Annotated in this window: 13 protein-coding genes; 11 read left to right on the top strand and 2 right to left on the bottom strand. The window is 66.6% G+C overall.

Annotation, left to right across the window (positions count from 1 at the left end):
* The 5 genes from BLV60_RS33915 to BLV60_RS04170 form a co-directional block, all read left to right on the top strand.
* Positions 1 to 168 (top strand): aldehyde dehydrogenase family protein (locus BLV60_RS33915; RefSeq protein ID WP_143042539.1); only part of this gene is annotated, 168 nt, incomplete at its 5' end.
* 234 nt (positions 169 to 402) lie between these two features.
* Positions 403 to 2,646 (top strand): alkaline phosphatase family protein, encoded by a 2,244-nt coding sequence (locus tag BLV60_RS04185; protein WP_256328830.1) that lies wholly within the window; start codon positions 403 to 405, stop codon positions 2,644 to 2,646.
* A 13-nt stretch (positions 2,647 to 2,659) separates the two neighbouring features.
* Entirely contained in the window at positions 2,660 to 2,905 is a 246-nt protein-coding gene (locus tag BLV60_RS04180; protein ID WP_093050242.1) for a hypothetical protein, read from the top strand.
* A 22-nt stretch (positions 2,906 to 2,927) separates the two neighbouring features.
* Positions 2,928 to 5,078, top strand: coding sequence for a phosphocholine-specific phospholipase C (locus BLV60_RS04175; protein ID WP_093050239.1), 2,151 nt, complete (start codon positions 2,928 to 2,930; stop codon positions 5,076 to 5,078).
* An 82-nt stretch (positions 5,079 to 5,160) separates the two neighbouring features.
* Entirely contained in the window at positions 5,161 to 6,072 is a 912-nt protein-coding gene (locus tag BLV60_RS04170; protein WP_093050236.1) for a LysR substrate-binding domain-containing protein, read from the top strand.
* On the opposite strand, the gene BLV60_RS04165 is transcribed toward BLV60_RS04170, so the two are convergent.
* On the bottom strand, positions 6,065 to 6,952 hold the full coding sequence (locus tag BLV60_RS04165) for a LysR substrate-binding domain-containing protein (RefSeq protein WP_093050233.1): 888 nt from the start codon (positions 6,950 to 6,952) through the stop codon (positions 6,065 to 6,067). The genes BLV60_RS04170 and BLV60_RS04165 overlap by 8 nt on opposite strands.
* Before the next feature lie 116 nt (positions 6,953 to 7,068).
* Here BLV60_RS04165 and phnD point away from each other — a divergent pair, with 116 nt between their 5' ends.
* From phnD to BLV60_RS34290, 4 genes are all read left to right on the top strand, one after another.
* Positions 7,069 to 7,938 carry a phosphonate ABC transporter substrate-binding protein gene (gene phnD / locus BLV60_RS04160; RefSeq protein ID WP_093050230.1) on the top strand — a complete coding sequence of 290 codons (870 nt, stop codon included), beginning with the start codon at positions 7,069 to 7,071 and terminating at the stop codon, positions 7,936 to 7,938.
* Positions 7,935 to 8,741, top strand: coding sequence for a phosphonate ABC transporter ATP-binding protein (gene phnC / locus BLV60_RS04155; protein WP_093050227.1), 807 nt, complete (start codon positions 7,935 to 7,937; stop codon positions 8,739 to 8,741). The genes phnD and phnC overlap by 4 nt, the downstream gene beginning before the upstream one ends.
* Positions 8,738 to 9,577 (top strand): phosphonate ABC transporter, permease protein PhnE, encoded by an 840-nt coding sequence (gene phnE / locus BLV60_RS04150; protein ID WP_218132211.1) that lies wholly within the window; start codon positions 8,738 to 8,740, stop codon positions 9,575 to 9,577. The genes phnC and phnE overlap by 4 nt, the downstream gene beginning before the upstream one ends.
* Positions 9,578 to 9,704: 127 nt before the next feature.
* Positions 9,705 to 11,888 (top strand): histidine phosphatase family protein, encoded by a 2,184-nt coding sequence (locus tag BLV60_RS34290; protein ID WP_176928705.1) that lies wholly within the window; start codon positions 9,705 to 9,707, stop codon positions 11,886 to 11,888.
* Between the two features lie 18 nt (positions 11,889 to 11,906).
* Here BLV60_RS34290 and BLV60_RS04140 read toward each other — a convergent pair whose 3' ends face one another.
* Positions 11,907 to 12,911 carry a LysR family transcriptional regulator gene (locus BLV60_RS04140; RefSeq protein ID WP_093050221.1) on the bottom strand — a complete coding sequence of 335 codons (1,005 nt, stop codon included), beginning with the start codon at positions 12,909 to 12,911 and terminating at the stop codon, positions 11,907 to 11,909.
* Positions 12,912 to 13,013: 102 nt separating this feature from the next.
* Between BLV60_RS04140 and BLV60_RS04135 the strand changes: the two genes are divergently transcribed.
* Complete coding sequence (locus BLV60_RS04135) at positions 13,014 to 14,243, top strand: pyridoxal phosphate-dependent aminotransferase (protein WP_093050218.1); 1,230 nt, start codon at positions 13,014 to 13,016, stop codon at positions 14,241 to 14,243.
* Positions 14,240 to 15,226, top strand: coding sequence for a Bug family tripartite tricarboxylate transporter substrate binding protein (locus BLV60_RS04130; RefSeq protein WP_093050215.1), 987 nt, complete (start codon positions 14,240 to 14,242; stop codon positions 15,224 to 15,226). The genes BLV60_RS04135 and BLV60_RS04130 overlap by 4 nt, the downstream gene beginning before the upstream one ends.
* The last annotated feature ends 14 nt before the right edge of the window (positions 15,227 to 15,240 follow it).

The raw sequence follows: 15,240 nt of genomic DNA, 5'->3' as shown, positions 1-15,240 counted from the left end.
ATCCGCGAGCTGAACGTGGGCAGCGTCAACGTGCGCGAGGTGCCGGGCTACCGCCTGGAGCTCACGCCCTTCGGCGGCATCAAGGACTCGGGCCTGGGGTACAAGGAAGGCGTGCTCGAGGCCATGAAGAGCTTTACCAACACCAAGACCTACTCGTTGCCCTGGTGAGCTCGAGGCCTGCTCCCGGATACACCGGGAGCCAGGCCCTGGCCGCCCATCGCATCGCGTTCTCCATCGTCTTGCGTCCCTTGCCAGGGACGCCGAAGTCGCGCGCGTGGATACGCCCCGATCTGACGAAAAAGCCGACAGGACTATCGAAATACCCATGGGCTTTCGTCGCTGGCACGTCACCCCGCTCTTCTGTAATTCGACCACTCCCCCCACCAGAGGCAGCCGAAAAAAATGTCAGTCGAGCACTTCATTCCCCAAGCCATTCCCCCAGGCGCCGCCATGCGGGCGCGCAAGGCATCAGACCCGATAGGCACGTGCCAGCGCGCTGCCGGATGGACGCGCGCCTTCGCGCTCACGACCGCGCTCGTTGCCGCACTGAGCGGCTGCGGCGGCGGCAGCGGTTCAGGCGGCGCGGCGCTTGCATTGCCGGCCCCGTCATCACCCGCCCCCACATCGCCCGAAGCACCATCGACGCCGCTCGCCAACCGCACGCTGGTCATCGACCTCGACGGCGCCACCTACGCCGCAGTGCAAAGCGGCATCGCCGGCGGCACGCTGCCGAACCTCGCCAAGCTCGAAGTGAGGCTGGCCTACAGCGGCGGCATGGCCGGCACGCCCAGCCAGCAACCCACGCTGGACACGCCCGGCTGGGCGACGCTGCTCACCGGCACCTGGGCCAGCCGCCACCAGGTGATGTCGGAAGCACCGAAGCAGGCGGTGCGCGGCGCCACCGTGTTCCAGTTGACCAAGGGCAAGAACACGGGGCCGAACGGCGCGGCCGTCGCTTCGTCGGGACTGGCCCAATTGCTGTCTTCCGACCACGACAGCGGCTACCTCGACTCGCTCACCGATTGCTCCGGCAATGCGACTGCCACCGACTGCGTGACCACGCAAGCCACGCAACTGATCGGCGGCGACTACGCCACGGTGCTCGCGCAGTACCGCGCGATGAAGGATGCCGCGCTCGACTTCGGACTCGGCTCCACGCAGTACGCGGGCACGCTGGCCAAGCTCGACAAGGCCGTCGGCACTCTCGTCGATGCCACGTCGAAACGCCCGAACACGCGGTGGCTCGTCGTCGTGACCGGCAACCACGGACTCAGCGCCAACAGCCAGGACGACGGCCTTCCGCTGGTGCCCGAGTCGAGCACCTTCATCGGCCTGAGCCAGCCTGCGAACATGGGAACGCAAGGCGTCGGCGCTGCACTGCCGCAGAAGCTGACCGACCTGTATGCGAACGCCGGCATCGCCGACGTTGCGCCGACCGTGCTCGGCTACCTTGGCGCGCTACCGGACGCGAAGACCTACGCGCTGGACGGCAGCCCGTTGACCGGCGCGCAGGCCGTGTCGCAGCTGACCACATCGGTGGCCGACAACAACTCCTCCAGCGCGAGCGTGGTGCTGAACTGGACGACTCCGGCCAAGGGCGCGATCACGGTCGTGCGCGACGGACAGGTCATCGCTTCGAACCTGCCTGCGGGCACCGCCACGTACACCGACAACCAGCTCTCGCAAGTGCTGAGCGCCAAGGGCACGTACCAGCTCAGCTACACGGTGCAGGCCGGCGACGGCGCGGACGCCGCGTCGAGGGCCGTGCTCTCACCACTCGTGTCCTACGTTCCGCCGGTTCCGCTAGCGCCGACGCTGAAGAACGGACTGGTCTCCTACTACCCGTTCAGCGCCACGCTGCCGCCGGTCGATGCGATGGCGCACAGCACGATGGGGCCCGCCGCGAGCGACCTTCCGCCCGCAGCCGGCCTCGTGGTGCCGGGTCCGTTCGCGGGCACCAACGGCCTGCTGGTGGACACGAACTTCGTCAACACCAACGGCGTCGAGGGCTACCGTCTCACGCCGGCCGATGGCTTCGACATCTCCAAGGGCACGGCACCCCAATTCACCATCGGGCTCTGGTTCAAGACGCCATCGTGCGTTGCCACCAACAACGTGACCATCGTCTCCAACAAGAGCTATGTGAGCGGCGGCAACGCCGGCGTTGCCATCGGCCTGTTCGCCAGCTCGGGCAACCAGTGCGGCGTGGCATTCAACATCGGCTCCGGCGGGGGCGTGCGTGCGGACGGTCCGACCAGCCCCTACACGCAGATCACCGTCAACCGCTGGGTGTACATCGCCTTCTCGGTCGACGGCGTGGCCAAGACCATGAACATGTACGTGTTCGATCCGGTGACGAGCACCACCAACCGCGTGGCCGTGGGCAAGTCGACGGGGTCGGTCGATCTCTCCAAGCTCTCGCCGTTTCCGCAGTGGGGCATCGGCGACGACGGCACCGGCACATTCCTGATGAACAAGTGCAACGGCACCGTCACGCCGCCGTACTACGCCGGCAAGTGCGCAACCGCGCCCACGTACCAGCACCACTTCGGCGACCTGGCGATGTGGAACCGCGTGCTGACCGATGCCGAGCTGCAATCGATCTTCCTGTCGAACAAGCCGTTGTCGACGCTGCAGGTCAACTGAGGAGGCACCCATCATGAAATCCAGCTTCTGCCTCTTCCTTGCAGCAGGTATCGCGTGCCTGTTCATCGCCGGGTGCGGTGGCGGCGGCGATAGCGGCGGGGCCAGCCTGCAGTTGCCCGTCGCTGCCGCAACAACAACCGGCGACGGCGCGGCGCCTGCCGAGGTTCCGATCGTGGCGGCGCCATGCGCAAGCTGCGCGGCCGCCGGCACCGACCTGCCGCCAACGCTCCCGAACTCGAAGCTCAACTGCGCGCCCTGAGGGCACGTCGATTGCAACAACCATGACTCCATTCAACCGCCGCTCCTTCCTGCGCGCCGCCGCGGCCGGCGCCGCGCTCGGCCCGTTTCCACCCGCCATCCAGCGCGCGCTTGCCATCCCGGCGAACAACGCGACGGGCACCATCAACGACGTGGAGCACGTCATCATCCTGATGCAGGAGAACCGCTCCTTCGACCACTACTACGGCACCATGCCCGGCGTGCGCGGCTTCAGCGACCGCTTCACCATCCCGATGGCTTCGGGCAACCCCGTGTGGCTGCAGCAGGGCACCGCCGACTCAGTGCAGCCGTTCTATCTCGATGCGACCAAGGGCAACGCGCTGCGCGTCGGCGGCGCGCACGACTGGGGCGACCAGCAATCCGCATGGGACGGCGGGCGTATGGCGGCATGGCCGAAAGCCAAGAACACCAAGATCTCGATGGGCTACCTGCAGCAGTCCGACCTGCCGTTCCATTGGGCGCTGGCCAATGCCTTCACCATCTGCGACGCGTATCACACGTCGATCCACACGGGCACTTTCACCAACCGCATGTTCCTGTGGAGCGGCACGAACGGTGCGAACGTGGCCGGCCAGGCCTGCGTGACCAACGCCAACTGGGGCGGCCTGGGGTCCTCCACCGATGGCCTGACCTGGACCACCTACCCCGAGCGGCTGCAGGCTGCCGGCGTGCGCTGGAAGGTCTACAACAGGCCGGGCAACAACAGCAACAACAACCAGCTGGTGGCGTTCGCTTCCTATCGCGCCGTCGACGAGCAGCTGCGGTCGCAAGGCTCGCCGAATGTGGCGTACTCGCCTGCGATCGAAGCGCAGTCGCCGCTGTACAAGGGCTTCGGCAACACCATGCCCGACGGCGGCTACCTGCAGGCCGTGGCAGACGACATCGCCGCGGGCACGCTGCCGCAGGTGAGCTGGATCGTTGCGCCGGGCCCCTACAGCGAGCATCCGAGCATGTCGGTCCCGCAGCAGGGCGCGTGGTACATCCAGACGCTGCTCGACATGCTCACCGCCAATCCAGAGGTGTGGAGCAAGACCGTGCTCATCATCAACTTCGACGAGAACGACTGCTTCTTCGACCACATGCCGCCGCCGGCCCCGCCGTGGCGCAACGCGGACGGAACCTATGCCGGCAAGTCGACGGCGGACATCACCAACGAGTACTACACGATGCCGCCGCCGCCCGGCGACTCGAGCAAGCGCACGCCCGACGGCAAGCCCTTCGGCGCCGGCGTGCGGCTGCCGATGCTGGTGATTTCTCCGTGGAGCATCGGCGGCTGGGTCAACTCGCAGGTGTTCGACCACACCTCGACGCTGCGCTTCCTGGAGCAGCGCTTCGGCGTGCGCGAAACCAACATCAGCCCGTGGCGCCGCACGGTGTTCGGCGACATGATGTCGTGCTTCGACTTCCGCAACCCCAACAGCGCCAAGCCCGCGCTGGTGACGGCACCGACCAAGGCGCAGGCCGATGCCACGCTGTCGCAGCAGGTGGCCGCGCCCGGCGTGCCTGTGCCCGCGGCGGGCTCGGTGCCGCTGCCTGCGCAGGCGCTTGCCCTGCGGCCTTCGCGTGCGCTGCCCTATCACCTGCACACCAGCGCCAACGTCGACCTGCCCAACGGCCAGGTGTGGCTCACGTTCAGCAACACGGGCACGCAAGGCGCCGTGTTCCATGTGTACGACGAGCTGAACCTGTCGCGCTACCCCAGGCGCTTCACCGTGGAGCCCGGCAAGATGATTTCCGACGCCTGGGCGGCGGTGGCCGACAACACGGGCAAGTACAGCCTGTGGGTGCTCGGGCCCAACGGCTATCACCGGCGCTTCAAGGGCGACATGGGCGCGCTGGCCAGCGGGCCGAACCCGGAAGTTCGCGTGTGCTACGACAGCAGCGGCAACTCGGTGTACCTGACGATCATGAACATGGGCAACGCCCCAGCGACCGTGACGGTCGGCGCCAACGCGTACCGCACAGACGGCCCCTGGACCTACACCGTGGCGCCCGGCATGCAGGTGGAGCCGTCATGGTCGCTCGCAGGAACCAACAGCTGGTACGACTTCACGCTGACCATGGGCACCAGCTTCGAACGGCGCTTCGCGGGGCGGCTGGAGACCGGCAAGGACGGCGTGAGCGATCCGGCCATGGGGGTCGCGGCCACGTAGCCAGCGGCTTACACGCGGCCATCATGATCGCCCGGCATCATGGCGCCCTTTCAGACGACCCAGTGGCCCGGGAGACCCTGCAGTGACGCTCAACCAGATTCGCGCATTCATCGCCGTCGCGCAAGAGGGCGGCTTCACAGCCGCCGCGCGCACGCTGGGCATGAGCCACAGCACACTCAATTCGCAGATCCAGATGATGGAGCGCGAATACGGTGCCGAGCTGTTCCACCGCCGCGGCCGGCGCGTGGAACTATCGGCGCTGGGGCTGGAGATGCTGCCCCTGGCCCGACGCATGATCGCGCTCGAAGGCGACATGAGCTCGCTGCTGGACGACAGCGGCAAGCTGCGGCACGGATCGCTGAAGGTCGGCGCGGTCGGGCCCTTTCATGTCACCGAGATGATCGAGGCGTACCACGCGGTCCACCCTCGCATCAAGATCTCCATCACGCTGGGCAATTCCGAAGTGATCCTCGACGCGCTCGACAAATACGTGAGCGACGTGGGCGTGCTGGCAAGCCGGTTTCCCGACGAGCGCTACTACACGCAGCTCTACGCGCAGTACCCGGTGATCGTGTTCGTGCACGTCGATCATCCGTTCGCCAAGCGCAAGTCGATCGCGCTGAAGGAGTTGTCGGGACAACCGCTGCTGATGCGCGAACCCGCCTCCACGACCCGCAAGGCGCTGGAGGACGCGTTGATCGCGCAGGGCGTGACCGTGCAGGTCGCGATGGAAATCGGAAGCCGCGAGGCGCTGCGCGAAGCCGTGGCCAGGGGGCTTGGCATCGGCACCGTCTCGCAGTCCGAATACGTGCCCGATCCGCGCCTGAGGCCGGTGCGCATCGAAGGCGATGTCGTCTCCACGCACATTCACGTGTGCTGCCTGCGCGAGCGTCGGGAGAGTCGGCTGATCTCGTCGTTCTTCGATGCGATCGACGCCCGCCTGCAGGCTCGCGGAGGATCGATGCCGCCGCTTGCCTCCTCAGCGCTCAGGTAGCCGCAGGCTGCAGCCCTTTGCGCAGCTTCAGCGCCACGTCGAAGAAAGATGCGAGCACGCGGCTCTCGCGCCTGATCTGGAGGCAATAGAGGTAGGTGTGCGTCACGGCGGGGTCGCCCTCTATGCGAACGGTGCGCAGGCGCTCGTCCGGAATGAACTCCGCCTCCGAGACGGCACCGATGCCGATGCCGCGCGCGGCCGCTTCACGGATGGCCTCGCGGCTTCCGATTTCCATGGCGAGCTTCGGACGGACGCCCGCGCGCTGGAAAGCCTCGTCGAGCGCGCGCCGCGTGCTCGAGCCGCTTTCGCGCTGGAGCATCGGCTGTCCGTGCAACTCGTCCAGCCGGATCTGGCCGCGGCTCGCGAAGGGGTGGTCGCGATGCACGAACAGGATGAGTGCGTGCCGCGCATACGGCGTGGCACTGAAGCCGGGCGCCTCATGGAAGCGCGCCAGCACGCCGATGTCGACGGCGTATTCCTCCAGGTCCTTGAACACCGAGGACGAATTGCCCATGCGGATAGAGACGTCGAGGCGCGGGTAGCGCTTGCGGTAGGCATCGACCATCTCGATGACGTGGAAGGGGCCAACCGCCCCGAGCTTGAGTTCGCCGGACTGGAGGTCGCCGCTGTCGTGAAGGAGGTTGTACGAGTCCTGCTCCAGCGAAGCGATCTGCCGCGCGATGGGTAGAAGGCGCTCGCCGACGCTGGTGAGTTCGATGCGGTGACCCTGGCGATGGAAGAGCACGACGTTGTGCTGGCGCTCAAGGGCCTGGACCTGGGTGGTGAGCGTCGGCTGGCTCAGGCCCACGGCACGCGCGGCACCGCTGAAGCTGCCGTGCTGGGCCACGGCGAGAAAAGCACGGAGTCTGGCTGCTGACATCCATAGATTGTCTCAATAGATATGTGACAAATACGTGATCGATTTGATATTTCGTTGTCACATGGCGTTCTTAGTCTTGCGCTAATTCCCAACCTTCACCCCACCGAGCACCACCCATGAGCCCCCTCTTTCGCCTGCGCCGAAGCCTGATCGCCCTCGCCCTGTCCACCGTCGCCGCCATGCCGGCGCTGGCCTCGCCACCGCTCACCATCGGCCTGATTCCGGCCGAGGACTCGCAGGCCATGATCGAGAGCAGCCGCCAGGTGCTCGACAGCCTGCAGCAGCAACTGGGCATGCCGGTCAAACCCTTCGTTGCCACCGACTACAACGGCGTCATCGAAGCCCTGCGCTCCAAGAAGCTCGACGTGGCCTACCTCGGCCCGTTCTCGTACGTGCTTGCCAACCAGATCGCCGATGTAGAAGCCTTCGCGGTGGCCGTCACGAAGAAGACTGGCCAGAGCTCCTACAAGAGCGTGATCATTGCGCGCAAGGAAAGCGGCCTCGCCAAGACCGCCGACCTGAAGGGCCGCACCTTCGCCTTCGTAGACCCGACCTCCGCGTCCGGCCACCTGTTCCCCAAGGCGGGCCTGCTGCAGGCCGGCTACGACCCCGAGACCTTCTTCAGCCGCGTCATCTTCTCGGGCTCGCACGACGCCAGCATCCTCGCCGTGGCCAACAAGAAGGTCGATGCCGCAGCCGTGGCGGACCGCATCCTCGCGAGCGCCATCGCCAAGGGCCAGGTGAAAGCGGACGAGCTCGAGATCGTCTGGTCGTCTAACCCGATTCCCGAATCGCCGATGGTCTGGCGCAAGGACCTCGATCCGGCGCTGAAGGCAAAGATCGCGAAGGCCCTGGCCAACGTCAAGGACCTGCCGTGGGGCGACCAGGGCGTGCTCAACGGCTTCCAGCCCACGAACGACGCGGCCTACAACGTCGTGCGCGACACCGCCAAGGTGCTCAAGCTCGATCTGCGGAGCATGAAGTGATCCGCATCCGGCGGCTCACCAAGCAGTACGGCGACAACGCCGTGCTGCGCGGCGTTGACCTGGACGCGGCTGCGGGAGAGTTCGTGGTGGTGCTCGGCGAGTCGGGTGCCGGCAAATCGACCCTGCTGCGATGCGTGAACCGCCTGGCCGTGGCGGACGGCGGCGAACTGAAGGTCGACGGCATGGATGCCGTGCAGTGCGCCGATACGCGCGCGCTGCGCCAGCGTGTCGCAATGATCTTCCAGCACCACAACGTGGTGCCGCGGCTGAGCGCGTTGAAGAACGTGCTGACCGGCCGCCTGGGTACAGTGTCGACGCTCGCTTCGGTGATGCACTTCTTCAGCCGCGAAGACATCGCGCTGGCGCACGAGTGCCTGGGCCGCGTGGGCCTTGCGCACAAGGCGCATGAACGCACCGATTCGCTGTCGGGCGGCCAGATGCAGCGCGTGGGCATCGCCCGTGCGCTTGCGCAGCGACCGAGGCTGATCCTCGCGGACGAACCGGTTGCCAGTCTCGACCCGCAGACCTCGCGCAAGGTGCTGCAGTACCTGCACGATGCCTCGCGCGACCTGGGGATCACCGTGCTGTGCAACCTGCATCAGGTCGACTACGCGCGCGAGTTTGCCGACCGCATCGTCGGGCTCGCGCAAGGCCGCGTCGTGTTCGATGGCGTGCCGCAGGCCATGGGGCAGGACGACATCGATCGCATCTACAACATGCCGCAACCGGCCGTCGACCGGAAGGACGCAGCCAGCACCCCGACTGCACTGGCCATGCCCTCGATGGCCGGCACGCAAGGATGAACATGACGAACATGAAGACCGCATCGACCAGATACGCCTGGACCGGCCCGCTCCCCGAAGGGCGCCGCGGCTGGTTCAACCTGCTCATCGGACTCTGCATCGTGGCCTGGGCGCTGCAATGGAGCTCCGCCGGAGCCCAGCTCAGCTGGACGGAACTCGCAGCGGGCCTGCCGCAGATCCTGGACTTTCTCGGCCGCACCCTGCCGCCCGACCTGAACATCCTGAGCCGCCTCGTCGCACCCGCGCTCGAGACCGTGCAGATCGCGGTGTGGGGAACGCTGCTGGCCGTGCTGCCCGCCATTCCCCTTTCGTTCCTGGCCGCGCGCAACCTGCAGAGCAACCGGTGGATCTACCAGAGCACGCGGCAGGCATTGAACGTGGTGCGCAGCATCAACGAGCTCATCCTGGCACTGGTGTTCGTCTCGGCCGTGGGCCTGGGGCCGTTTCCCGGTGTGCTGGCGCTGGCGCTCCATGGCGCGGGCATGCTGGGCAAGTTCTTCGCGGATGCCATCGAGGAAATCGACCAGGGCCCGCTCGAAGCCTTGCGCGCGACCGGCGCGCGGCCGTTGCAGGTCATCGTGTTCGGCGTGCTGCCGCAAGTCGTCACTGCGTGGATCGCCGTGGTGCTCTATCGCTTCGAGGTGAACCTGCGCTCGGCGACGGTGCTGGGCATGGTCGGCGCCGGCGGGCTCGGCTTCGAACTGGTGAGCAGCCTCAAGCTCTTTCGCTATCCGGAGACAGCCACCTGCATCATCGTCATCACCGTGATGGTGATTGTTGCGGACACGCTTTCCAGTCAACTGCGCCACCGCATCCAGCGCAGCGGACGGCACTGATCGCGCGTAGTCAGTGCCAGCCTGGCCAGCTGACCAGGACCTGACCACCTTCTGCTGCGCTCTGTCAGTCACCGCCATGTCACGCACGCGCTGAAAGCTCCACCCCTTTCGCTCGTCCGTGACTCTCATGCAGCCTACTTCTCCGCTTCGCCGCGCCCTGGCCCTCGTGCCGGTTTCTTGTCTCAGTCTCTCGGCACTCCTGCTGGTTGCATGCGGAGGGGGAGACAGCGGTTCTTCTTTCGTCTTGCCTCCGGCCGCCGGGGTTTCCACAACGCCGGGCAGCACAACGACCACCAGCACCAGCGGGGTCGTGGTCGGCAGCTACTTCGTCAACGCCAAGGTCTGCCTGGACCTCAACTCCAACGGCCGCTGCGATGCGGGCGAACCGTCCACCCGATCGGACAAGCAGGGCGGCTTCACGCTTGCCGGCTCGGGCGCGGGCATCGTGGCCGAGATCGGCACCGATGCCACGGAGCTCGATCCGTCCATCCCCTCATCCAAGCCGGTGACTTCAGCGCTCGTGCTGCGTGCGCCGAAGGAAGCACCGGGCGTTGTCGACTTCGAATCGACCGCGGTGGTCGCGGAGATGGAAGCCAACGGGCTCGACTTCAAGACCGCTGCGGGCAAGGTGGCAATCTCTGTCGGCGTGGTCGCGTCGAAGCTGCTCGGCGACATCAACACCGAGAGCGACCCCGTTGCCAAGGCCGCGCTCAAGGCCGCTTCCGACGAAGGCCTGCAGCGCATCCGCGATGCGCTCGCATCGGCCGCGAACACTGACGACGTCAAGGCGGTGGTAACGGCCGCCGCCCTGACCGACCGCTACTACCAGACCAAGGCGCCGTACCGCCCGCAGCAGGATGTCAGCACCTACGAGGCGGCGCCCGCGGGCTTCTCGCCGGTCTACACCGAGGTGGTTGCGCGCCACGGCTCGCGCGGGCTCTCGGGCCTCAAGTACGACCTAGCGGTCTACAACATGTGGAAGAAGGCACAAGACGACGGCGCCCTCACGCCGCTGGGCGAGAAGCTCGGGCCCGACGTGCTGAAGATCATGAAGGCCAACTTCCTGCTCGGCTATGGCGTGGCCGGCATCAGCACGCCCGGCTACGGCAACGAGACGCAGGTTGGCATCAATGAGCACACGCAGCTTGCGGCAAGGCTGGTCCAGCGCCTGCCGGCCTACTGGAAGCAGATCGGCGACAACGCCGGCTCCGCCCCACGCCAGATCGTGACGGTGACCTCCGGCGTCGACCGCGCAGTCGACAGCGGCAACTTCTTCGTGCAGTCGCTCAAGGCGACTCAGCCCGCGCTGGCGCCGCTGCTGACCTATCCGCCGGCACCGGCGCCCTACCCCGACAACGGCACGGCCGTGAGCCAGCCGGTGGGCACCAACCGCTTCCTGCTGTACTTCCACAAGCTCGTGAAGGCGACCGACCTGGTAACGAACACCACCAATCCGCTCTACACGACCTACCAGGCCAGCCTGGCCTACCAGAACTACAAGAGCAACGATGCCGACCTGCTCGCCAAGCAGAGCGGCCTCACGGTCACGCCCGAGGCCGCGGCTGCCGGCCGCTTGCTGCTGGAGCGCCTGTTCGCCAGGAGCTTCGTCGACAAGATCGCCAACGGCACGTACAGCTTTTCCAACAGCGGCAGCTTCAGCTACACGAGCGACGACGGCAAGTTCGCGCCCAGCCTGAGCGGTGACGGCAAGACATCGATCAAGTCGCCCGGCGACGCAGGCGCGCTGCTGTACGAGCTGTACGTGATCGCCCCCGCGATGCGCAACGAGGCCGGCGTCGATTTCACGGCCTACATGCCGGCAGCGCAGGCGAAGTTCTTCGCCGCGCTCAACGACGGCTCCGATTTCTACGACAAGGGCCCCGGCATGACGGAGAAAGGCGACATCACCTCGCGCATGTCGCAGATCCTGGTCGACGACATGTTCAACGAAGTCGATGCAATCGCCAGGGGCGACCGCTCGCACGCGGCCAAGCTGCGCTTCACGCACGCGGAAATCATGATGCCCTTCGCCGTGCGCATGGGACTGAAGGGCGAGGACCAGAGCGTGCCCAAGGCCTCCAGCTTCAGCTACGACAGCAACACGTGGCGCGGCGACTACGTCTCGCCGATGGCGGCCAACATGCAGTGGGACGTGTTCGCCGACGGCGGCGGAAAACTGCTCGTGCGCATGCTCTACAACGAGAAGGAAACCGACTTCAAGGCGGCCTGCGATGGCGCCAAGGCTGCGGGCACGGCGCACTACTACGACTACACGGGCCTGAAGGCCTGCTACGGGCACGCGGCCCAGTAGCCCCGCATCTCCCCGCATCTATTTCCTGGTCTTCCTGGCGGGCGTCTTCACGCCCTGGCGCAGCGAGCGTTGCCTCAGCGTCGCGCCCGAGCCCCGCGGTGGGCGCGCCGGGGCCACGTCGTGCTGGCTCGCCCGCAAGGTGAAATCGCAAGTCTTGACGGCCAGCTCGACGATGCGCGCCAGCGCGGGGCTGGAGTTGTCGCGCCGGTAGACCGCGCTGTAGACCAGCGGCGGGGGCATGGGGTCGCTCTTCACCACACGCAGCAGGCCGCTCTTGATGTCCGGGCGCACATAGTCGAGCGCCTGCTGGCTGATGCCGAAGCCGCTGATCGTCAGTTCGCGCAAGACGGTCGTGCTGTTCGTCAGCATGACCTTGCCAAAGCGGAAGCCGTGCTCCGCGCGCCAGGCTTCGTAGAACCTGTTCTTCGAGGCGCCTGCGGGCTGCTCGATCACGGGGTAGTCGGCAAACTCGTGCGGCTTCAATGCCCGCGCGGGAATGTCGAGCCGCGGGCTCGCGATCCAGGCCTGGTCGACCTGCCCCACCTTGATCGATTCGAAGGCCTGGCCCCAGAAGATGCCGGGCATGATGGTCAGGTCGAGCTTGTTGGCTTCGAGGCGCTCGAAGAGCGTGAGCCCCGCGTCCACCACCGGCTCCAGCGTTACCTGGGGATGCAGCTTCTGCAGCAGCTGGATCAGGCGCGTGAGCCAGGTCATCGCAATCAGCTCCGTCACGCCCACCCGGAAGGTGCCGCGCAGCGTCTTGTCGAGGCTGATGTCGTGCTCGATGCGCTGCCAGAGCCGTTGCGCTTCTTCCGCGAGCGGCAGCAGCTCCCGGCCGGCCTGGGCCAGCTCCAGGCCGTGGGAGGTGCGATGCAGCAGGGGGCCGCCGAGCGACTCCTCCAGTTCCGCCAGGCGCTTGGAGATGGCCGACTGCGTGGTGTGCAGCTTCACCGCCGCGGCACTGAAGCTCTGGAGCTTGGCGCTGAAGAGGAAGGCCTCCAGCTGCTTGAAAGTGAAGTTCATGCCAGCGGAATGTACGCCCATGGCTCTGCAGGAAAAAAAGGAATACCGCGCTCCTCCGATTTCTCGTTTGTCCTGCGGCAGCCGGACTTTGATACTGCGTGCATGCTTCACATCGCACCACGCCTGAATCGAATCAAACCATCCCCCAGTTCCATGGCCGGCCAGAGGGCGCGCGAGCTGCGCGCGATGGGCCGGGACATCCTCGGCCTGACCGCGGGCGAGCCCGACTTCGAGACACCCGGGCACATCAAGGAAGCGGCAATCCGAGCCATGACCGACGGCCAGACCCGCTACACGGACGTGGGCGGCACGCCGGTGCTGAAGGAGGCCATTGCCGGCAAGTTCCTGAACGAGAACGGGCTGGCCTACACACCGGGCGAGATCATCGTGGGCACCGGCGCCAAGCAGGTGATCTTCAACGCACTCATGTGCACGGTCGCAGCGGGTGACGAGGTGATCGTGCCGGCGCCCTACTGGGTGTCTTACCCGGACATCGCCCTGCTGGCCGGCGGCGTCCCCGTCTTCGTCGACTGCCCGGCGGCATCGGGCTTCAAGCTGCAGCCTGCCGACCTCGAACGCGCCATCACCGGCAAGACGCGCTGGCTGATGCTGAACTCGCCGAACAACCCGAGCGGGGCGACCTACACGCGTGCCGAGCTCCAGGCACTGGCCGAGGTGCTGCGGCGCCACCCCCACGTCTGGGTGCTGACCGACGACATCTACGAGCACCTGATCTATGGCGACATCGAGTTCGCCACCATGGCCCAGGTGGCGCCCGACCTCAAGGACCGCACGCTGACGGTGAACGGCGTTTCCAAGGCCTACGCGATGACGGGCTGGCGCATCGGCTACGGCGCCGGGCCTTCGGCGCTGGTCAAGGCGATGGTCAAGCTCCAGTCGCAGAGCACCTCCGGGCCGAACTCGATCGCACAGGCTGCAGCCGTCGCCGCGCTCACGGGACCGCAGGGCACCATTGCCTCTAACCGGCGCGAATACGAGAAGCGGCGCGACATGGTGGTTGCCTCGCTCAATGCCATCGACGGCATCCGTTGCACAGCGCCCGACGGCGCGTTCTACATCTTCGCGTCATGCAGCGCGCTGTTCGGGCTTCGCACACGCACGGGCGCCGCAATCGAGAGCAGCGACGACTGGGTGATGCACCTGCTCGATTCGCAGGACCTGGCGGCGCTGCAAGGCAGTGCCTACGGCGTGCCGACGCATTTCCGCATTTCGTTCGCCGCCAGCACAGAGCAACTGCTGGAAGGGTGCCGCCGCATTGCGCGGGCGCGCGACGAACTCTCGGGCCAAGCCATCAACCAGGAACTGCAATGAAACTCCAACCTCTTCTGAAGCTGCTGCCGGCCCTTGCCGCGGGCACCGTCTGGCTTGGCGCCACCCATGCGTGGGCTGCAGATGCCTTTCCGTCGAAACCGGTGAAGATCCTCGTCGGCTTTTCGCCCGGCGGTTCCAACGACGTCGTGGCGCGCCTGATCGCGCCGAAGCTGGCGGAAGGGCTCGGGCAGCAGGTGCTGGTCGAAAACCGTCCCGGCGCCGGTGGCAACATCGCGGCATCGGCGATGCTCGGCGCGCCTGCGGACGGGCACACGCTGCTGATGTGCACCACGGGAACCCTGTCGATCCAGCCGTACATCCTGAAGAGCATGCCCTTCGATCCAGAGAAGGACATCGCACCGGTCACGCAAGTCGTCAACGCGCCCTACATGCTGCTGGTCAATTCGACCCTGCCGGTGAAGAGCGTCAAGGAGCTCGTTGCATACGCCAAGCAGAAGCCCGGCGAGATCAACTTCGCTTCTTCGGGCACGGGTACCGGCGGGCACCTTGCGGGCGAGATGCTGAAGAGCCGAGCGGGCATCGACATCGTTCACGTGGCCTACAAAGGCACTGGCCAGGCCATGACGGACCTCATTGCAGGCCAGGTCTCGATGATCTTCGACCAGCCCGTCAGCTCGATGCAGTACGCACGCGCCGGCAAGCTCCGCGCGCTGGCTGTGGCCAGCCCGCGCCGGCTGGCGGCCTTTCCGGACATTCCGACCGTGACGGAAGCCGGCGTTCCCGACTTCGACCCCGTGACCTGGGCAGGCATCTGCGCGGCGAAGAACACGCCGCCGGCCGTCGTCGAGCGCATCCAGCGCGAGGTTGCCAAGGTGCTGGCGATGCCCGAGATCTCCAAGCGACTCGCATCCGACGGCCTGGAGCCCGTAGGGAGCACCCCCGAGCAATTCCGCGCCTTCCTGGCTGCCGACAAGCGCAAGTGGGGCCGCGTGGTGAAGGACGCCGACGTCAAGGCCGAGTAAGAAAGAGAACGAGA

The organism is Variovorax sp. YR634, from assembly GCF_900106655.1.
In the GTDB taxonomy this organism is placed as follows: Bacteria; Pseudomonadota; Gammaproteobacteria; order Burkholderiales; family Burkholderiaceae_C; genus Variovorax.
This window is presented reverse-complemented; position numbering and strand designations above follow the sequence as displayed.